This is a genomic window from Pseudomonas sp. GW821-FHT07F01 (assembly GCF_059418825.1).
On record NZ_JBWKQO010000009.1, the window covers coordinates 134,499 to 153,587 of the forward strand.

Annotated in this window: 23 protein-coding genes; 9 read left to right on the forward strand and 14 right to left on the reverse strand. The window is 61.7% G+C overall.

Annotated features, from left to right (window positions below; all coding sequences use genetic code 11):
* The gene (locus AC07R1_RS29155) at positions 1–756 is read right to left on the reverse strand and encodes a spermidine synthase (RefSeq protein ID WP_011062527.1); all 756 of its coding nucleotides are present in this window, start codon (positions 754–756) and stop codon (positions 1–3) included.
* A 162-nt stretch (positions 757–918) separates the two neighbouring features.
* Between AC07R1_RS29155 and AC07R1_RS29160 the strand changes: the two genes are divergently transcribed.
* Positions 919–2,265, forward strand: a complete 1,347-nt coding sequence (locus AC07R1_RS29160; RefSeq protein WP_011062528.1) for a class II 3-deoxy-7-phosphoheptulonate synthase — start codon at positions 919–921, stop codon at positions 2,263–2,265.
* A gap of 67 nt (positions 2,266–2,332) precedes the next feature.
* Here the strand turns inward: AC07R1_RS29160 and AC07R1_RS29165 are convergent, their stop codons facing one another.
* The 5 genes from AC07R1_RS29165 to AC07R1_RS29185 form a co-directional block, all read right to left on the reverse strand.
* The gene (locus AC07R1_RS29165; protein WP_015636534.1) at positions 2,333–3,547 is read right to left on the reverse strand and encodes a winged helix-turn-helix domain-containing protein; all 1,215 of its coding nucleotides are present in this window, start codon (positions 3,545–3,547) and stop codon (positions 2,333–2,335) included.
* A 64-nt stretch (positions 3,548–3,611) separates the two neighbouring features.
* Positions 3,612–3,833 carry a DUF1127 domain-containing protein gene (locus AC07R1_RS29170; protein WP_041119391.1) on the reverse strand — a complete coding sequence of 74 codons (222 nt, stop codon included), beginning with the start codon at positions 3,831–3,833 and terminating at the stop codon, positions 3,612–3,614.
* Positions 3,834–3,963: 130 nt separating this feature from the next.
* Positions 3,964–4,866, reverse strand: coding sequence for a hypothetical protein (locus AC07R1_RS29175; RefSeq protein WP_015636536.1), 903 nt, complete (start codon positions 4,864–4,866; stop codon positions 3,964–3,966).
* On the reverse strand, positions 4,863–6,320 hold the full coding sequence (locus tag AC07R1_RS29180) for a thiaminase II/PqqC family protein (RefSeq protein WP_169892177.1): 1,458 nt from the start codon (positions 6,318–6,320) through the stop codon (positions 4,863–4,865). The genes AC07R1_RS29175 and AC07R1_RS29180 overlap by 4 nt, the downstream gene beginning before the upstream one ends.
* Positions 6,321–6,767: 447 nt before the next feature.
* Positions 6,768–6,935 (reverse strand): hypothetical protein, encoded by a 168-nt coding sequence (locus AC07R1_RS29185; protein WP_015636538.1) that lies wholly within the window; start codon positions 6,933–6,935, stop codon positions 6,768–6,770.
* 415 nt (positions 6,936–7,350) lie between these two features.
* On the opposite strand from AC07R1_RS29185, the gene AC07R1_RS29190 reads away from it, so the two are divergent.
* Positions 7,351–7,920 carry a peroxiredoxin gene (locus AC07R1_RS29190; protein WP_495111192.1) on the forward strand — a complete coding sequence of 190 codons (570 nt, stop codon included), beginning with the start codon at positions 7,351–7,353 and terminating at the stop codon, positions 7,918–7,920.
* Positions 7,921–7,992: 72 nt separating this feature from the next.
* Positions 7,993–8,847, forward strand: coding sequence for a LysR substrate-binding domain-containing protein (locus AC07R1_RS29195; protein ID WP_011062533.1), 855 nt, complete (start codon positions 7,993–7,995; stop codon positions 8,845–8,847).
* Here AC07R1_RS29195 and AC07R1_RS29200 read toward each other — a convergent pair.
* Entirely contained in the window at positions 8,837–9,586 is a 750-nt protein-coding gene (locus tag AC07R1_RS29200; protein ID WP_011062534.1) for a sulfite exporter TauE/SafE family protein, read from the reverse strand. The two genes, AC07R1_RS29195 and AC07R1_RS29200, sit on opposite strands and share 11 nt — an antisense overlap.
* Before the next feature lie 105 nt (positions 9,587–9,691).
* Between AC07R1_RS29200 and AC07R1_RS29205 the strand changes: the two genes are divergently transcribed.
* The 3 genes from AC07R1_RS29205 to AC07R1_RS29215 all read left to right on the forward strand — a co-directional run bounded on the left by AC07R1_RS29205 (position 9,692) and on the right by AC07R1_RS29215 (position 11,818).
* A complete protein-coding gene (locus tag AC07R1_RS29205) occupies positions 9,692–10,642 on the forward strand; it encodes a LysR family transcriptional regulator (RefSeq protein WP_495111193.1) in 951 nt (316 codons plus the stop codon).
* 76 nt (positions 10,643–10,718) lie between these two features.
* Positions 10,719–11,180, forward strand: coding sequence for a MarR family winged helix-turn-helix transcriptional regulator (locus tag AC07R1_RS29210; protein ID WP_011062536.1), 462 nt, complete (start codon positions 10,719–10,721; stop codon positions 11,178–11,180).
* A 218-nt stretch (positions 11,181–11,398) separates the two neighbouring features.
* Entirely contained in the window at positions 11,399–11,818 is a 420-nt protein-coding gene (locus AC07R1_RS29215; RefSeq protein ID WP_011062537.1) for an organic hydroperoxide resistance protein, read from the forward strand.
* A 71-nt stretch (positions 11,819–11,889) separates the two neighbouring features.
* Here AC07R1_RS29215 and AC07R1_RS29220 read toward each other — a convergent pair whose 3' ends face one another.
* On the reverse strand, positions 11,890–12,462 hold the full coding sequence (locus AC07R1_RS29220; protein WP_007931398.1) for an elongation factor P: 573 nt from the start codon (positions 12,460–12,462) through the stop codon (positions 11,890–11,892).
* Between the two features lie 48 nt (positions 12,463–12,510).
* Entirely contained in the window at positions 12,511–13,644 is a 1,134-nt protein-coding gene (gene earP / locus AC07R1_RS29225; RefSeq protein WP_011062538.1) for an elongation factor P maturation arginine rhamnosyltransferase EarP, read from the reverse strand.
* Between the two features lie 123 nt (positions 13,645–13,767).
* Between earP and AC07R1_RS29230 the strand changes: the two genes are divergently transcribed.
* Together AC07R1_RS29230 and AC07R1_RS29235 are read left to right on the forward strand one after the other, a co-directional pair.
* Complete coding sequence (locus AC07R1_RS29230; RefSeq protein ID WP_011062539.1) at positions 13,768–14,166, forward strand: hypothetical protein; 399 nt, start codon at positions 13,768–13,770, stop codon at positions 14,164–14,166.
* Between the two features lie 2 nt (positions 14,167–14,168).
* Complete coding sequence (locus AC07R1_RS29235; protein ID WP_495111194.1) at positions 14,169–14,651, forward strand: GreA/GreB family elongation factor; 483 nt, start codon at positions 14,169–14,171, stop codon at positions 14,649–14,651.
* A 12-nt stretch (positions 14,652–14,663) separates the two neighbouring features.
* Here the strand turns inward: AC07R1_RS29235 and cysB are convergent, their stop codons facing one another.
* The 5 genes from cysB to AC07R1_RS29260 form a co-directional block, all read right to left on the reverse strand.
* Positions 14,664–15,638 carry an HTH-type transcriptional regulator CysB gene (cysB, locus tag AC07R1_RS29240; RefSeq protein WP_011062541.1) on the reverse strand — a complete coding sequence of 325 codons (975 nt, stop codon included), beginning with the start codon at positions 15,636–15,638 and terminating at the stop codon, positions 14,664–14,666.
* Between the two features lie 111 nt (positions 15,639–15,749).
* The gene (locus AC07R1_RS29245; protein WP_011062542.1) at positions 15,750–16,250 is read right to left on the reverse strand and encodes a universal stress protein; all 501 of its coding nucleotides are present in this window, start codon (positions 16,248–16,250) and stop codon (positions 15,750–15,752) included.
* A 95-nt stretch (positions 16,251–16,345) separates the two neighbouring features.
* Positions 16,346–17,251, reverse strand: a complete 906-nt coding sequence (locus AC07R1_RS29250) for a 5'-nucleotidase (protein WP_015636544.1) — start codon at positions 17,249–17,251, stop codon at positions 16,346–16,348.
* A 31-nt stretch (positions 17,252–17,282) separates the two neighbouring features.
* Positions 17,283–18,239 carry a putative 2-dehydropantoate 2-reductase gene (locus AC07R1_RS29255; RefSeq protein WP_065365473.1) on the reverse strand — a complete coding sequence of 319 codons (957 nt, stop codon included), beginning with the start codon at positions 18,237–18,239 and terminating at the stop codon, positions 17,283–17,285.
* On the reverse strand, positions 18,239–18,625 hold the full coding sequence (locus AC07R1_RS29260; RefSeq protein ID WP_011062545.1) for a thioredoxin family protein: 387 nt from the start codon (positions 18,623–18,625) through the stop codon (positions 18,239–18,241). The genes AC07R1_RS29255 and AC07R1_RS29260 overlap by 1 nt, the downstream gene beginning before the upstream one ends.
* On the opposite strand from AC07R1_RS29260, the gene AC07R1_RS29265 reads away from it, so the two are divergent.
* A complete protein-coding gene (locus tag AC07R1_RS29265) occupies positions 18,624–19,058 on the forward strand; it encodes a PilZ domain-containing protein (protein ID WP_011062546.1) in 435 nt (144 codons plus the stop codon). The genes AC07R1_RS29260 and AC07R1_RS29265 overlap by 2 nt on opposite strands.
* Positions 19,059–19,089 lie beyond the last annotated feature (31 nt).

Below are 19,089 nucleotides of genomic sequence, written 5' to 3' on the forward strand. Positions count from 1 at the left end.
TTATGTGGCCGGGCGGATCGCCTTGATCAAGGGTTGCAGGGAGTAGCCCAAGCGTGGGGCCAGGGCTTGGGCCCGGGCATTCAGGCCTGGCAGGTCCAGCTCCTGGTCGAGGTCGGACGGCACGATCAGAATCACGTTGCCCTCCTTCACCGGCAACTCCCAGTAATGGCGGTGATAGAGCCCGCGTAACAGGGCGGCGCCCAAGGGCTTGCCATCATCGGTGGCCCACTGGTTGATCACCAGCCAGCCGCCGGGGTTGAGGCGCTTCTGGCAGTTCTCCAGAAACCCCCAGGCCAGATGCCCGACGCCGGGGCCGACGTCGGTGTACAGGTCGACGAAGATCAGGTCGGCGGATTCAGCACTGTCCAGCAGCTCCAGGGCATCGCCGACTCTTATATATAGACGCGGATCGTCGTCCAGCCCCAGGTACTCGATAGCCAGGCGCGGCACGTCCGGTCGCAGTTCGATGGCTTCCACATCTTCCAGGGGCAGGAACTTCAGGCAAGCCTGGGTCAGGGTGCCGGCGCCCAGCCCGAGAAACAACGCGCTCTCCGGCGCCTCATGGCACAGGGCACCGATCAGCATGGCCCGGGTGTAGTCGTACTCCAGCCAACTGGGGTCCGCCGTGAACACACAGCTTTGCTCGATGGCATCGCCAAATTCGAGAAAACGATAGTCCGCCACTTCCAGGACCCGGATCATGCCGAATTCGTCATGCACTTCGGCGAGCAGGCGCTCGACGCGCTCCTCAGTCATTTCATCTCCTAGCCGCGCGGGCACAGAACCTTGCCGGCGCGATAAACCAACCGCTCGGCAGCGAGCGGGAAAGGCGCGATTGTCGGCCAAGCGAGAGGAGCAGGTCACGCACTAATTTGCTGCTAACATGCCCCTCCCACCGTTAAAGCACTCGAGTCCGCGATGAGCCAACCCTGGAGCCCCGACAGCTGGCGCGCCCTGCCGATCCAGCAACAACCCCACTACCCCGATGCCGCGCACCTGCTGCAGGTCGAGCAAAGCCTGGCCAGTTATCCACCGCTGGTGTTTGCCGGTGAAGCCCGGGAGTTGCGTCGCCAGTTTGCCGAAGTCACCCAGGGCCGGGCGTTCCTGCTGCAGGGTGGCGATTGTGCCGAGAGCTTCGCCGAATTCTCCGCGGCGAAGATTCGCGACACCTTCAAGGTGCTGCTGCAGATGGCCATCGTCATGACCTTTGCCGCCGGCTGCCCGGTGGTCAAGGTCGGGCGCATGGCCGGCCAGTTCGCCAAGCCGCGCTCGGCCAACGACGAAACCATCAATGGCGTGACCTTGCCGGCCTATCGCGGCGACATCGTCAACGGCATCGGTTTCGATGAAAAAAGCCGGGTGCCGGACCCCGACCGCCTGCTGCAGTCCTACCACCAGGCCACCGCCACCCTCAACCTGCTGCGAGCCTTCGCCCAGGGCGGTTTCGCCGACCTGCACCAGGTGCACAAGTGGAACCTGGATTTCATCGCCAACTCGGCCCTGGCCGAGAAGTACAGCCAACTGGCAGACCGCATCGACGAAACCCTGGCCTTCATGCGTGCCTGCGGCCTGGACAGCGCGCCGCAACTGCGCGAAACCAGCTTCTTCACCGCCCACGAAGCGTTGCTGCTCAACTATGAAGAAGCCTTCGTGCGCCGCGACAGCCTGACCAACGACTACTACGACTGCTCGGCGCACATGCTGTGGATCGGCGATCGCACCCGGCAACTGGACGGCGCCCACGTGGAGTTCCTGCGCGGGGTGAACAACCCGATCGGGGTCAAGGTCGGCCCGAGCATGAACACCGACGAACTGATCCGCCTGATCGATATCCTCAACCCGGAAAACGATCCCGGCCGCCTCAACCTGATCGTGCGCATGGGCGCGAACAAGGTCGGCGATCACCTGCCACAGCTGATTCGCGCGGTGGAAAGCGAAGGCAAGCAGGTGCTGTGGAGCTCGGACCCGATGCACGGCAACACCATCAAGGCCAGCAGCGGCTACAAGACCCGGGATTTCGCGCAGATCCTCACCGAGGTCAAGCAGTTCTTCCAGGTCCACCAGGCCGAAGGCAGCTATGCCGGTGGCATCCATATCGAGATGACCGGGCAGAACGTCACCGAATGCATCGGCGGTGCCCGGCCGATTACCGAGGATGGTTTGTCGGACCGTTACCACACCCATTGCGACCCGCGGATGAATGCCGACCAGTCTCTGGAACTGGCCTTCCTGATTGCCGAGACCTTGAAGCAGGTCAAGCGCTAAGAGCGCTTTCGCCGGCTAGCCCGCTCCTGCAAGGGCTGTGTAGGAGCGGGCTGGCCCGCGAAGCTCTTCACCCCAGCACCTCACGCAGGCGTCGCGCGCCATCACGCTGGCAATTGAGCTGAATCTGTTCCAACCCCAGCCAGTCGGCCATCTTTCGCAATTGCAGGGCCAATGCCCGGACACCCTCGTCGTCCAGACCGAATGGCTCCTCATGCACCGCGTGCACCGCCAGACGCCCCTGGGCCCGCTCCGCCCGCAGGTCGACCCGGGCGGCAATCCGCTCGTTGTGCAGGAACGGCAGCACGTAATAGCCATAGACCCGCTTGTGCTCAGGCGTGTAGATCTCCAGGCGGTAGCGGAAATCGAACAGCCGCTCGGTACGGCTACGCTCCCAGATCAGGGAATCGAAAGGTGACAACAGCGCGCTGGCTTCGACCTTGCGCGGCACCCGCGCCTCGGGCAGGCAATAGGCACTTTGCTTCCAGCCCTGGACCTCACAGCCCAGCAGTTCGCCGGACTCGCACAACTCGGCAAGCCGCGCGCGACTATCGCCGGGATCGAGGCGAAAGTAGTCCCGCAGGTCCTTTTCCGTGGCTACCCCCAGTGCCCCGGCCGCCTGCAGCAGCAACCGGCGCTGGGCCTGGGCTTCCTCCAACGGCATCTGCTGGAGGATCGCCGCCGGGATCACTCGTTCCGGCAAGTCATACAGACGCTCGAAACCGCGGCGGCCGGACACTGTCACCTCACCGGCAGCGAACAGCCATTCCAGGGCATGCTTTTCTTCGCTCCAGTCCCACCAGGGGCCGGCCCGCTCTTCGCGGGTGGAGAGGCTGCCGGCCCCCAGCGCGCCCTGCTGCTCCACGGCCGCCAGCACCCGGCGCAGAGTGGCCTGGCGTTCCTGGCCGAAACGCGCCAGTTGCGAGTAGATACCCTGCCCCTGGCGTGCGCGCTGCATGCGCCAGCGCATCAAGGGGTACATGGACATCGGCAGCAGCGAGGCCTCATGCCCCCAGTACTCGAACAAGGTGCGCTGGCGCCCCTGGCTCCAGGCGGCCTGATCGAGCAGCTGCTGTGGATAACTGCCAAGACGGGAAAACAGCGGCAAGTAATGGGCGCGCACCAGGGCGTTGACCGAATCGATCTGCAACAGGCCCAGGCGCTCGATCTGCTGATTGAGTCGGGAGGCCTTGATCGATGCCGGCGGCTGGCGCCCGCCGAAGCCTTGGGCGGCCAGCGCCAGCCGGCGGGCCTGCTTGAGCGAGAAAGAAGGTAGTGCGGGCATGAGCGTCTCCTGGTCTGCCCGCACGCTAGCGCACCCTGGACCGGCTTGTGTAGTGGCCACCGGGTTATTTGTGCATCGGGTCGTCCCAGAACGGGCGGACCGCTTCATGCTCCACATCCGCCCGGCTCAGCCCCAGGTCATGCAGGGCCGAATCGCTCAGGCCGGCAAGCATCCGGCGCTCCTGCGCCAACTCGTGCCAGCGGACCACCTGGCGCCATAGTGCACGTAACGACAACGCCTGAATTGGCAGTTTGTGAACCAGCAGATAACCCTTTTGCGCTTTCATGATCCTGTCCTCCAGTGGGGATGAGCACAGTCTCTTCCCCGAACAATGATCAATCCAACGAATGTTTCTTATGCAATACATCTCAGGGTTTGATGCCTTGGTTCCCCGCCGGTGTTTCCAGGGACCGCTTTCAGATCCGGTAATCCCCCGGCCATCCGCCCAGTGGGTCGCGACCGAAACCATCGAGGCTGGCCGCCGCCGACTCTTCACAGGCCAGCAGGCTGTAGCCGCCAAGATCATCGGGCAACGGCAGAGCCGAAGGGGGAGTCAGGACAATGGACGGGTGCAGTTGCCCGAGCAACTCTTGCACCGTGCTGCTGACCGCGGGCCGAGCGCCGTTGATGGCCAGCACCGCCGCCTGCGGGGTCAGGGCTTCGGCAAGGACGGTGTAGCCATGGTTGCTGCAACTGACCGGCAACCGGTGTTCCTGGCGCTGTTCCTCGATGACGCGGGCCGGCTGCTCCTCCACCGACAGGACCACCCCGCAACAGCCGGTTGCAGCAATGATCCGCGCGTCCGGGTAGCGGTTTCGCAGACTGGTGTAGGTGGACTGCTTGCCGGTGAGCACGATCAGGCCATCGCGCCCATGAAACTGCCGCACCAGCTCTGCCGAGGATTCCTCACTGACCCGCAGCCAATCCTTTACGCCAAGCACGGCCGCCAACTCGCCAATCACTGCACTGGCCTCCTGATAACGGTCGTGACGCACCGACACCGTGGTGGGTATGCCCATCAAGGCAAAGGGCGCGGCGCGGCGGATTGCATGCAGACAAAAGCCGTAATAGGGCAGCAGGCACAGGACTTCCTGGCCATAGCCCTGGCCCGCCCCCTGGTCATCCAGGCTCTCCCTGGCGCGAATCAGCCCCCAGCGAAACAGCGACAGGAGCTCGCCATGCAACACATCGCGCCACTTTTCCAGAGCCATCCTGGGTTCCGGCAAGCGCCTGGCCAGGGCCTCGAAGTCATCACGCTCGAATAACAATTCCTGCAACTGCGCCAGGGGCTCCAGGTTCTGGAAATAGGGCTGGTTCATGTTGCGCTCCAGGCCTGGCGCTGCAGCACCGCGTCCTTGCCGGTGCAATAGTGCTGGCGGATGCCATCCAGAAAGCTCCAGGCCAGTGACGGGAGCATGGCCGCACGCGCCACCGAGTCACGGCCCACGTCGCCCCGCGCCAGCAGGTACTCGATGTTGAGCGACGGCCGCTGATCGTGGCCCAGCTCGTCATCCAGTTCGTCATGGGCTGCCATGGCCCCCAGCAACGCTGCACAGCGCGGGTTGTTGGCGGACACCTGCGAGTAGAAACGCAGGTGACGATCATCGCCACGGCATTCGCTCAGGCTTTTTTGCAGATAGGTCGAACCGATCAGGTAGCCCTTCCAGTCATGCCGTGCCAGGTCGCTGAGATAACCGACAAAGGCAGTGGTGGTCGGCAAGGGTCGCATCGCTTCCGGGCGCCGGACTCCCAGTTCGCGCAGCCTGGGCTTGAGGATGTCGCAGTGGGTCAGCTCATCCTGCAGGTGCTGCAACAGGTTTTCGCGGATCCGCGCATCCGCACAGGCGGCAATGGCCGGGCTGACATGTCGGGTCGCCGAGGCCAGGTAATGATAGTTCTCCAGCATGTAGCCGATGATCAGCTCATCCGCGCAGCCCTCGGTCATCTGTTGCCACAGGCCGTGGCCGTCCACCGATACCAGCCAGTCGGTGGTCATCTGTTCGATGGCCGCCACACTCTCGGCGCTGGAGCTCTGGCCATTGAGCAACTGCTCATGCACCTGGCTGATCAGTGCGCCAAAAGGCGCCGGGCTCATGACCAGTTGCGTCATTCGCGGCCCCAGGGCATAGCAGGACGCAACGACGGTATCGGCAGGGTTGTCATCGCCGGAACGCTCACCGTTGACCAGGCTCATCACACTGGACGGCCAGACCGGCAGGCCCTGGAAAATTTCCACGTCCAGGGGTGAATCAGCGGCGTGCAACAGTTGGTCCAGCCCCTCCTCGGCCACCAGTTGGGCCGCGGTGACAATGGAGCTGGCACATCCCTGCTCCAGCGCAGTCAGCCAGCGGTAGATCATTTCGCTGAGGCTGCAGACTGCATTGAGCACCGTGGCCACCACCGGCGCGGGGTAGCAGTCCTGAGTGCGCACGGCCTTCTTCCAGTTATCCGAATGCCCATACTGGATGTCGGTGGAAAAATGCCCCAGCACCTTGTCTGTCGCCTTGCGGCTCAGCAGGTTGTGGCCCACCAGCAACTCATGCCAACCCAGCACCGCCTCCTGCTCCACCGAGGAGTGCTCCATGAAACCGGAGCAGGCCGCCGACACCAGCTCGCCCATGGCCGCGATCTGCCGGGACAGGTGAATCCACTCCAGGGTTGCGGGCAAAGGCCGGGCCAGCCTGACCATGTCACCGGAACAGCCGATCAGCTCCAGGGCCTCATTGAAGAACTGCGCATGATCCCACTCCTCCAGCGCATGCCTGGACAGCATCAGGGAGATCGGCGACAACCCTATGCCCGGGCTGACCGAGGGGCACATCCTCGAGGCCGCGGCAGCCAGGTAGTGCCGGGTTTCCAGGATATAAGCGTAAAGCGCAGCTTGATCACCCTCTCTTATCTTTCGCCAGATGGGGTGACCATAAACAAACTCTTCTGCAGCGGTATATTGCTCGTTCAGCAGAAAAATAACTTCTTCCGCATTGAACTGGGCGCCCAGCGCCGACAAGTTGAGACTCTGGGCAATGCGTTCGACAATAAAAGCATTATCACTAAGTGTAGAGATAGGCGCTTCCAGACTTCCCAGCAGCAGTACCGAGTGACTGCCGATAGTGCTGCGCGCTAAAAATGGAGGGCTACGCAACGGTTCAGATATATCGATATGAGTAGTTCGAGTAGTGAGGTCCATTTCTGATCCTGCCCTCCAAAGCGTTAGCGTCATTTACTCGACGATGGCTGCCCTAAGTTGCTTCGCCGCCTTCTCCGTACGTTCCACCAGGCCCACCAGCGCCTTGAGGTCTTCCGGCGCCAGCTTGCCGGCTTTGAGCTTGGTCTTGAGCTGTGTCAGCTCGGCAGTGGTTGGCTCAGTGTGTTCCGCTTTCACGTTCATGAAAGGACCCTCCAAAGTTGGTCGCAATCCCAGTACAGACCATCTGTACATGGCAAGCGCAACACTAGTAGCGGATGTTTCTTTAGGCAAACCCAAACAACGACAAAGTTGACCATCAATCGGCCCAGGGCATATTCATTGATTTTTATCGCGCAGCGAAATTAGCAAACGACAACTTATAGCCAACACTCCAGACCTTTTTTGAAAACTTATAGCCAGCACCGATAAGGCTTATCGCCAATAACACAGCACAACTAAAGCCAAAGACAAAACCAATAAAAGCCACGAGCATTAATTGCTGGATCGAACATCATTTATCCGCAGTACTACTTGAACTGAAGGAGCACTATCGACACTCTGTTATCCAGCTATCCCTATTGCGATTGCCCAGCGCTACTGATCAGGAGGAAGCGTCATGAGAGACATGTTGAGCGTGGACTGGTCGCGTATCCCGGCCCCCCAGGACGATGGCGCAGCCCGTCACTTGCAGGGCCTGCACTTGCCCGGGCTGCGGTTGCCCTCCACCTCGGGCGAAGGGGTCGACCTGTCGACGCTGCCCGGCGTAACGGTGCTCTATGTCTACCCGCGCATGGGACGACCGGATTTGCCGCTGCTGGAGGGCTGGGACATGACCCCCGGCGCCCGCGGCTGTACCCCGCAGTCCTGCGGCTTTCGCGACCTGGCCGAGGAACTCGCGGCCGCCGGGGCGGCGAACCTGTTCGGCCTCTCGAGCCAGGACAGCGACTATCAACGTGAAGCCGTCGAGCGGCTGCACCTGCCCTTTGCCCTGCTCTCCGATGCACAGGGGCAATTGACCGAAGCCCTGGGGCTGCCGGTGTTCGAATTGAACGCCACCCGCTTCCTGAAACGCCTGACTCTGATTCTCAAGGCCGGGCAGATCGAAAAGGTGTTCTACCCGGTGTTTCCACCGGACCAGAACGCCCGGCAGGTGCTGGCCTGGCTGCAAGCGCAACGCCAGGGATGACGCCGTGGCCTTTCGAGGAATAAGATCAGGCCCAGGAATGCTTCCTGCCCCATGCATCTCAGGATTTGATCAATGTCCCAGTTCCCCAGCATCGACACCGAAGTGCTGCGCACCTTCGTCGCCATCGCCGATGAAGGCGGTTTTACCCGGGCTGGAGAACGGGTCAACCGCACCCAATCGGCGGTGAGCATGCAGATGAAGCGCCTGGAAGAGGACGTGCTGCAACGCCAGCTGTTCCAGCGCGACGGACGCCAGGTCAAGCTGACCGCCGAGGGCCAGGTACTGCTGGGCTATGCCCGGCGCATCCTGAAACTGCATAGCGAAGTGTTCAATACCCTGCGCGAACCGCACATGGTGGGGCTGGTGCGCATCGGCACGCCGGATGACTATGTGATGCGTTTTCTACCGGGGATTCTGTCGCGCTTCGCCCAGAGCTACCCGCTGATCCAGATCGAAGTGCATTGCGAATCGTCCAAGCAACTGCTGCAACGCCAGGACCTGGACCTGACCATCGTCACCCGAGAGCCGGGCAACGAGATCGGCCAACTCCTGCGCAAGGAGCGCTTCGTCTGGGCCGTGGCCCAGTGCTTCACGCCCCATGAACAGACGCCACTGCCGCTGGCGATGTTCAACAGCGACTGCTTTTGCCGGCTGTGGGCCTGCAACGCCCTGGATGCCATCGGCCTCGACTATCGCATTGCCTACAACAGCTCCAGCCTGTCGGCAATCATGGCGGTGGTCAGCGCCGGGCTGGCGATCACCGCGCAGCTGGAAAGCCTGATCACGCCGGACCTGCGCATCCTCGGCGAGAACGAAGGGCTGCCGGAGCTGCCCGAGGCCAGCATCATGCTGCTGCGCAACCTCAACCAGCCCTCGCCCATCACCGAATGCCTGGCCGAACACATCGTCGAAGGCTTCAAACTTTAAACGCCAGCATCACCGCACACACCACCAGGAAGCCGCAGAACAGGCCGCGCAACAGCCGCTCGGGCAAGGCGTGGGCGACCTTCACCCCCCAACTGATGCTCAGCAAGCCACCGGCTGCCAGCGGCAGACCGATCGCCCAGTCCACCTGATGGTGAAAGCCATAGGTCACCAGGGTGACCCCGGTGCTGGGTAGCGCCAGCGCCAGGGACAAACCCTGTGCTACCACCTGGGTGGTGCCGAAGACACTGGTCAGTACCGGCGTGGCAACCACTGCGCCCCCCACCCCGAACAGCCCGCCCATGGCCCCGGAAGCGGCGCCCAATACCCCGAGCCAAGGCCAGGGGTAACGCATCTCGCTGCTGGCCGGGGCACTGGCCATGAACATGCGCAGCAGGTTGTAGGCCGACAGCACCAGAAGAAAGGCGACAAAGCCGATGCGCATCTTCTGTGCATCGATGCCCACCGCCCAGATCGAGCCCAGCCAGGCGAAACTGAACCCCATCAGGGCCAGGGGCAAGGCGTGGCGCGCCTCTATGCGGTTGCGCTGGTGATAGCGCCACAGCGCGAGTAGCACATTGGGTACAACCATGACCAGCGCCGTGCCCTGGGCAATCTGCTGGTCCAGGCCAAACAGCACGCCGAGCACCGGAATCGCGATCAAGCCACCGCCAATACCGAACAGCCCGCCCACCGTACCCAACGCCGCGCCCAACAACAGATACATCATCAACTCGATCACAACCGCTCTCCTCACCTGAGAGCTGCATGCTACGCAGTCGGCCCTGGCACGGAAACGCATAGCAACGCACAATGGCTTTGCCGTTTTCGCATAAGCGAGCTGATCATGAATCCCAATACACTGACCGAACAACTGGGGCTGTTTCTTGATGTGCTGGAGGCGGGCAGCTTTTCCGCAGCGGCACGCCGCTATCCGCTGACGCCCTCCGCCGTGGCCCGGCGCATCGACAGCCTGGAAAACGCCGTGGGCACCACTCTGTTCATGCGTACCACCCACGCCGTGGTCGCCACCGCCGCCGGCCAGGCCTTTGCCGAACGGGCCCGGCGTATCGTTGCCGAGCTGCAACTGGCTCGGGCCGAGGCAGTTTCCCTGAGCCATGCCCCGGAGGGCCTGATCCGCATCGACGCCCCCGCTGCCTTCGGGCGCCGCCACTTGGCGCCGGCCATTGCCGATTTCCTGGTGCTCTACCCCGGGCTGGATGTGCAGTTGCACCTGATCGACAGCTTTGTCGACATGCAGGGCTCCCACCTGGGCAAGGTCGACCTGGTGCTGCGCGCCGGCCAGCGCGTGGACACGCGGATGGTCGCCACCTCCCTGGCCAGCATCGTGCGTATCGCCTGTGCCAGCCCCTCCTACCTGAAAAGCCGCGGTACCCCCAGCCACCCCGCCGAACTCAGCCAGCACGACGGCCTCGACTGGGATGGCCTGGCGCCGCTGTTCGCCTGGCGCTTCGAGCTTGACGGCCAGGTGCAGAGCCATCGTCCGCAGCGTATACGCCTTGGTGCCAACAACGCTGAAGCCCTGCTTTCCGGGGCCCTGGCCGGGCTGGGCATTGCCCACCTGCCCACCTGGCTAGTGAGTGAATACCTGCTGCGCGGCGAACTGGTGCCGCTATTCTGCGAAGGCGGCCTGCCCAAGCCGGAAACCGCCGGCATCTACGCCTTGCGCATGGAACAGCACCCCAATGCCCGTAGCCGCCTGCTGCTGGAGTACCTGAAAAGCCGCTTCAGCCCGGTTCCGCCCTGGGACCTGGCATTGCAAAGCGCGATGGGCTGAGACCTGAGGAAAATTATCTGGCGCATTAAAGACTCGCCCGCTAGATTCATGACCATTAATGATCAAGGCCGCCAACATGACCACCGAACGCTCCCCCCTGGACTCCTGCGATCAACTGCTGCTGGACAACCAGGTGTGCTTTGCCCTGCACTCCACCTCGCTGATGCTGACCAAGGTCTACAAGCCTCTGCTGCAGAAGCTGGGGCTGACCTACCCGCAGTACCTGGCTATGCTGGTGCTCTGGGAACGGGACGGGCTGACGGTCGGCGAGATCAGCCAGCGCCTGCTGACCGACCCCGGCTCCCTGACTCCGCTGCTCAAGCGCCTGGAGGCCGAAGGTCTGCTCAGCCGCACCCGCAGTCGGGAAGATGAACGGGTGGTGATTGTCCAACTGACGGAACAGGGCCGGGTGCTGCGCGAGCAAGCCCGGGACATTCCCCAGTGCATCCTCGGGGCCAGCGGCCGGAGCGTGGAGCAATTGCGTCAGTTGCAGGAAGATTTGCAGGTGTTGCGCGGGCATCTGCAGGACAGTCTTTGACGCTTTGCTGGCAAGCCAGCCCCCTATGGCTGAGGCTAGCTTCTCAACCGAAAAAATATCTTTTTCAGAATCAATGAGTTGCCCATGACTCAAGGCTAATGGAGGGGTTTTCAGCAAAATTTATCTTGCGCACTAAATATTAGCGAGATACATTTATTTCGCACTTAATTAGCGCGCAAATAATTAGCGCGAAAATCACCTACCACGAGGCTTCCACCATGCAAACTCTCTACACCGCCGTTGCAACCGCCACCGGTGGCCGTGATGGCCGCGCTGTTTCCAATGACCAGATCCTCGACGTCAAACTGGCCACCCCCAAGGAACTCGGTGGTGCCGGTGGCCAGGCGACCAACCCTGAACAGCTGTTCGCAGCCGGTTACTCGGCCTGCTTTATCGGTGCCCTGAAGTTCGTCGCCAGCCAGAGCAAGCGCAAGATCCCGGACGACGCTTCGATCACCGCCCATGTCGGCATCGGCCAGATCCCCGGCGGCTTCGGCCTGGATATCGACCTGCATGTGAGCCTGCCCGGCCTGGCCCAGGACGAAGCGCAAAGCCTGGTGGATGCCGCGCATCAGGTCTGCCCCTACTCCAATGCCACCCGTGGCAATGTGGATGTGCGCCTGCACGTTACGGTCTGAAACGGCAAATTCCAGGCATAAAAAAGCCCGACTCAAGGTCGGGCTTTTTCGTCTACAGGGGCGAGCCAGGTTTAAACCTTGGCGCGGCCTTTGTAGGAACCGCCTTCGCGGGTATCGATCTCGATCATGTCGCCGATTTCGATGAAGTCCGCAACGCTCAGCTCGGTACCGTTTTTCAGTTTGGCAGGCTTCATCACCTTGCCCGAAGTGTCGCCGCGAGCGGAACCTTCGGTGTAGTCAACCTGGCGCACGATGGTGGTCGGCAGGTCAACGGAAACCAGACGGTCTTCGAAGAACACGGCTTCGCAAACGTCGGTCATGCCTTCTTCGATGAACGGCAGAACCGCTTCGATGTCTTCGGCGTTCAGCTCGTACATGGTGTAGTCAGTGGTGTCCATGAACGTGTAGGTGTCGCCGCTGATGAACGACAGGGTCGCTTCTTTGCGATCCAGGATCACGTCGTCCAGTTTGTCGTCCGCACCGTAAACGGTTTCGGTCTTGTAACCGGTCAGCAGGTTCTTCAGCTTGGTCTTCATGATCGCGCTGTTACGACCGGACTTGGTGAATTCAGCTTTCTGAACCAGCCAAGGATCGTTGTCGATACGGATCACGGTACCGGGTTTGAGTTCTTTACCAGTTTTCATTGCGAATATCCGAATTTGGATGGGATTTACAAAAATCTAGGCCGCGTATCATATCCAATTTAGGTAAAACTGCACCAGCGCCGCAGCAAGATCGGGCTGGGAGCCTTGTTCCAGACACCATTGCTCGGCGTGCGCGGCGACTTCCGGCCAGTATTGCAGCAGGTTTTTCCAGGGTTCAGCCATCGATGCTTCGCTGTTCCAGGCCTGCCACAGGGCCAGTACTGCAGCCTTGGCCCCCGGGGATAGTGTGCGGGTATAGAGGCCGAGAAAAGCTTCGAGCTTGTCCAGGTGGATGTCTTCATCCTGGCGATAGATGTGCCAGAGCATCGGACGCCCGGCCCATTGCGCCCGAACGAAGGAGTCCTCCCCGCGCACCGCGTTGAAGTCGCAGCACCAGAGCAGCCGGTCGTAATCCTCCTGGCGCACGAAGGGCAGCACCTGAACGGTCAGCGACTGGCGTACCTGTGGACAGCCCGGCGCCAGCGGTTCCTCTCCCAGCCAGCGCTGCACATCGGCCAGCACGCGGCCTTCGGGCACCAGCAGATGAGTCGGCTGCCCGTCGTCGGCCAGGGCCTGCAACCAACTGGCAACCCCGGCATTTTCGTAGGCGAACAGCGAGATCAAGCGACTGCCGGCAACAGGCGATACGCCCAGGGATTTCAGGAAATCCAGCCGGGCCTGGGGCCTGCCCTGGAAATCCCGGCGCTGCTCGAGCAGCCCGGCCTCGCGCAGCAAGCCGCCGGTATCGGCCTGGAATCCGGGAAAGAAGAAGTACTTCTGCACCCCGCGAAACTTCACGGAAGGCAGGCCATGGCACCCGCCGACCCAGTCCTCGGCGCTCAGGTAGTCCAGGTTCAGCCACAGTGGCGCACGCGCACGGTCGGCCATGGCGTCCATGTAGGCGTGGGGCAACTGGCAGGCGAAAGCCGCGATCACCACATCGGCCGCCGCCTCGTCCGGCCACTGGGCCGGCCAGTGCCGCACCTGGACGCCATCCTGAATCTGGCTGGCCTTTTGGCTATCGATCTGCGGGCAGATCTTTTCGAAAGCGCGCAAATCATCGACCCACAGGCGCACCACACATTGATGCTCGGCCACCAGTTGCCGGGCCAGGCGCCAGGTCACGCCGATGTCGCCGTAGTTGTCGACCACGCTGCAGAAAATATCCCAGGAGGCTTTCATTCCACTCCCCGATTGGCAAAGGCGCCGATTGTCCGCATAAATGCTCCTGCGCAGAAGAGCCAACCGCGATTATCTTCGTGCGACAATCGGCCCTTGCCCAACACCGCCCGCCAGGAGGCAGCCATGTCCCATCGTCCCACCGCACGTCGCTCCTTGCGCATCAGTTTCAACTTCCTGGCGCTCACCGCCAGCATTGCCCTGGGCCTGTGGCTGGGTTTCCTGGCGATCGCCCTGACCTGCTGGCTGGCCTCGCACTACCTTTTCAGCCAGCAATTGGCTCCGGTCGCACAAGCGGTGCAGCAGTTGGCAAAACCACCGGTGGCCGCGCCACCTGAGCCACAGAACCGAATGTTCGAGCAGTACCAGGAAAACCTGCGCAAGAACGAGGAACTGCAATCCCTGGACAACGCCCGCAGCAACCTGCGCAACCTGTCCAACCCCAAATGCCAGTTCTGGTTGCAGCAGGACCAGACCGCGCCGAGCGAAAAAAGCCGGGCCAACGTCCTGCAATTCTGTAATTGACCATGGATAAACAGTCCGTCTGCCAACTGATTCTGCAACAGCTCCGGGACGACCTGGAGGTCGCGGTGCGGGCGGCACAAACCGCTTACGAAACCGCCACCCACGAAGAAAATATCGCCGAGAACAAGTACGACACCCTGGGGCTGGAAGCTTCCTACCTGGCCGCCGGCCAGGCTCGACGGGTCGAGGAAATCCGCCAGGCCCTGGGCCTCTGGCAGAACCTGAGCCTGCGCCCTCATGACCCGCAGAAGGGGATTCAGATCGGTGCGCTGTTGGGGCTGGAAGATGAGAACGGCCACGAACAGTGGCTGTTTCTCGGCCCGGATGGCGCGGGCCTGAAGGCCTACGTAGTGGGGCAACTGGTGACCGTCATCACCCCCCGCTCGCCCCTGGGCAACAGCCTGCTGGGCAAGTTCGAGGACGATGAGGTGGAGATCGTGGTGGCGGGCGCCCGGCAACAGTTCACTGTCACCGAGGTCCGCTAGGCAGGCTGGGGATCAGTGGACCGGCAATTCGACGCCGTCGAACAGCTCTTCCAGTTCCTGCTTGTTATGGCAGGCAATGGCCTTGGCCATGACTTCGCGGGTCAGGTGCGGGGCGAACTTCTCGATGAAATCGCACATGAAGCCACGCAGGAAAGTGCCGCGACGGAAACCGATCTTGGTGATGCTCGATTCGAACAGTTCACTGGCATCCAGCACCACCAGGTCGCTGTCGAGCTTGGTGTCGACCGCCATCTTGGCCACGATGCCCACGCCCAGGCCCAGGCGCACATAGGTCTTGATCACGTCGGCGTCGGCAGCGGTGAATACCACCTTGGGCGTCAGGCCGCGATGGCTGAAGGCTTCGTCCAACTTGGAGCGACCGGTAAAACCGAACACGTAAGTGACGATCGGGTACTCGGCCAGGGTTTCCAAGGTCAACTTCGGCAGCTTGGTCAGCGGGTGGCCCTGAGGCACTACCACGCAGCGGTTCCAGCGATAGCACGGCATCATCACCAGGTCACCGAACAACTCCAGGGCTTCGGTAGCGATGGCGAAATCCACAGTGCCGTCAGCGGCCATTTCGGCAATCTGCATCGGCGAACCCTGATGCATGTGCAAGGCCACATCCGGGTACTGCTTGATAAAGCTGCTGATCACCGGTGGCAAGGCGTAGCGCGCCTGGGTGTGAGTAGTGGCGATGGACAGGGTGCCCTTCTTCTCGTTGGAGAACTCCTGGGCGATCTGCTTGATGCTTTCGACCTTGCGCAGGATCTCGCCGGCGGTGGTGATGATGCGCTCGCCGGCCGGGGTCACGCGGGTCAGATGCTTGCCACTGCGGGCAAAGACCTCGACCCCGAGTTCGTCCTCGAGCAGACGGATCTGCTTGCTGATACCCGGTTGCGATGTGTAAAGGCTTTGCGCGGTAGCGGAGACGTTGAGGTCGTGGTGCGCCACTTCCCAGATGTAGCGCAATTGTTGAAGCTTCATATCAATCCCTCAAAGCAGGTAGACGCCACGGGTATCAGCGACGGTATATAACTATATTAATGGTCAGGAGAATAAATCTAGAACTTTTATTCAGAATTTTCCATTCCATCCTCAGGTATCGCCCTGACGTCGACGCTGCACCAGAGGCACCAGGTAAACCGGGACTTTGGCCAGTTGCAGAACTCGCGTTGCGGTACGCCCCAAAGGCGTTTGCGCCCCCACCCCATGGCTGTGACTTCCTACGATCAGCAAATCCACAGAGAGTTTCCCCGCCTGCTCCAGAATCACCTGGGACGGGTCCCCCTGAAGCACCCGCACCGACTGGATCAAGGTCAAGTCCTGCATCCCCTCCCCCAGCTCCTCGCGAAAACTGTCCAGCACCCGTTGCTCTATATTGGCCATCACTGTATTCAGGCCCTGGCGGTGAAACTCATTCAACGACTGCTCATCCAGGTAGCTCTGCAACACTGATTCGGCGAACAGGCCCATGGGCTCCACGGCGTGCACTACATGTAAGTCGGCATTGAACGTTCGAGCCAGCTCCAGGGCATGTTGCATCACAAAGGGCGCATACAGACCGAGGTCAGTGGCATACAGCATCGAACGAATCATATGACCTCCTCAACTGCCAAGATGGCGGAGATTGATTCAGCTTAGCAGTGCCTGGAACTGTGGGAGGTCCGAGGAAAAACCACGGATTTTAGGATTCAAGCCTTGGTTTCGTTGCTTACGCCGTGCGGCACGTGACCGGTGGCGACCACTTCGCGAGCCAGCTCGCAGTGACCGGCCTGGTCGTCGAAGAACACGTCGGCTGCAAAGGCTTCGAGGAAGGCGGCTTTTTCCAGCCCGCCAAGGAACAGCGATTCGTCCAGGCGGATGTTCCACTCGCGCAAAGTGCGGATTACCCGCTCATGGGCCGGCGCGGAACGGGCTGTCACCAAGGCGGTACGGATCGGACTGGCCTCATCGGAAAACTCTCCCTGCAGCAGGTTGAGTGCCGCCAGGAACCCCTTGAACGGCCCGCCCGGCAACGGTTCTCGTGCCGACTGCCGCTCACTGGCCTGGAATGCCTCCAGGCCGCCGGACTGGTAGATACGCTCCGAGTCATCGGAAAACAGCACCGCATCACCGTCGAACGCGATGCGCAGTTCGCCATTTTCAGCGCGCCGGGTGCCGCCGGACAGAATGGTTGCCGCAGCAAAGCCGGCCTCTAGTGCACTGCGCACATCATCGGCATGGGTGGAGAGAAACAGGTCGCTGCCAAAGGCCGCCAGATAGGGATAAGGGCTGCGGCCGCCGACGAAGGCTGCTCGGGAAATGCCCAGGCCGTAGTGCTCGATCGAGTTGAACACACGCAACCCGGTGTCGGCACTGTTGCGCGAGACCAGCACCACCTCGACCCGGGCTCGGCCCAGGCTGGCATTCAGGCTGAGGAGTTTCTTGACCAGAGGGAAGGCATCACCGGGCTCGAGGACTTCCTCTTCATGTTCGATCTGGTACTGCCGATAGGCCTCGACCCCCTGGGCCAGATAGACCTTGTGGCTGTCGCCCAGGTCGAACAGCGCCCGCGACGAGATCGCCACCACCAGCTTGCCATCCAGGCCCTTTGCCATATTTCATCCCCTTAAAGGTAATAAGCCCAACTCAGGCGTGGTGCCGGTCGATGAAACTCAAGGCCTGGTACAACGCCTGGATCTTCGGCAGCTCACAACCTGCGGCCCGCGCTGCCGCCAAGGGTGCAGCATAGATAGCTGCCAGTTCCAGAGGACGCTGGTGCAGGAAATCATGGTACATGCTGGGCCAGTAATCCGGCATGTGCTCGGTGGACTTGAACAGTTGCTGCGCATAGGCCGCGGGGATGGCATGCCCGCAAGCCGCCGCCCCCTGCAGCACTTCCTGCATCAGGTCCTGGATCAGCTCGCGGCTGGCGGGGTCGGCCATCAGTGGCGTGGTACTGGCTCGGAGCAGAACCGACAGGCCGTTATACGGGACATTCCACACCAGCTTCTGCCAGCGCGCCTGCTGCAGGTTGCCCATGGCCTGGGAATCGAGCCCCGCCTCGCGAAACAGCGCGGCGCCCTCCTCGACAATCGCCTGGCTCAGGGTCGCATCGGCACTGGCCGGGCCACTGTGGTAACCAAGGTTTACCGCGCCAAGCGCCTGGTGCTCGATCTGCCCGGGCCCGGCGCGGTGCACACAAATAAAGCACAAGCCGCCCAGAAGATGCAGCGAATCGGGAAGCACCGCGCGCAGGTCGTCTTCGACATCCAGCCCATTCTGCAGTACCAGAACCTTGGCATCGGTGGCCGCGGCCTGAATGATCGCCGGCGCCAGATCAAGGTTGCTGGTGGTCTTGGCGCCCACCAGCAGCCAGTCGCAAGGCGGCATCTGTTCGGCATTGGCGTAGGCCTGCGCCGGCTTCAACGTCAGCTTGCCGTGCTGGCTGCTGTTGACTTGCAGCCCATGCTCGAGCACTGCCGGATATTCGCTGCGCAATAAAAAGTGCACGTCGAAACCGGCACGTGCCAGCATCACCCCGTAAAAACCTCCGATCGCTCCGGTCCCGATAATGCCTACACGCGGTTTACGGCCTGCACCCATCAAGGCAACTCCTCTGGTATTCGATTAAGCGCCTGACGCAGGCTCTCGCTGAGATCCTGCTGCGTCAGGCGCGACTGTAGCGCTCCATGAAACTCACCGTCGCGGACCACGAACAAAGCCGGCAAGTGGAACACCTGATAGCGCTGAACCGCACCGCCATTATCGCCCGCATCGACCCAGCAAAGACGGTCGATGGGTAGCTCCAACTCCGGCAACCGCGCCCGGGCCCAACGGCAACTGGAACAGCCGACACTGGTGAAAACAACCAGGGAAACGCCGCCCAGGCCCAGTAATTGCTGGTCGATATCGAAATCGGTCAGTTCCAATTCGAGCACTATACTGGGGGAAACAATGTCAAATGGACGACACTCGGAGTCTGCGGTCATGGGACGTTTTCTGCCTCATCCTGATGATGTTCCGGTTGAACTGACCTTGCGCAAGCACGCCTGTATTTCACGCCAGCGGTTGCACACTATCAGCCTCGGTGGCATGGCGTGCAATTACCACCGTGCCTGGCGCCGCGGTACCGCGCTGGAGGTGTACATGCCAACGTTGGGGGATAACGCCCGTTACAACGGCTATGTCGCCTGGTGCCTGAAACGCAAGCGTGGCTACCTGGTGGGCATCGCTTTCGTCGACGAACAAACGCTGTTCGGCGCGCGCATGGGTGAGCAGGTGTGCCAGATCGCCCGCTACTGTCGCCTGCATGAACCTCAGAGCGAACAGCAATGCATTGAGGCGCTGGCGCTGGATTGGGTCGAGCAGCACGCAGAAGACTATTCCGAAGACCGTGTGCACCAGGCTTTTGTGCAGCCATAGCCCAATAAAACCGCCACCTGCCCATTGTAGA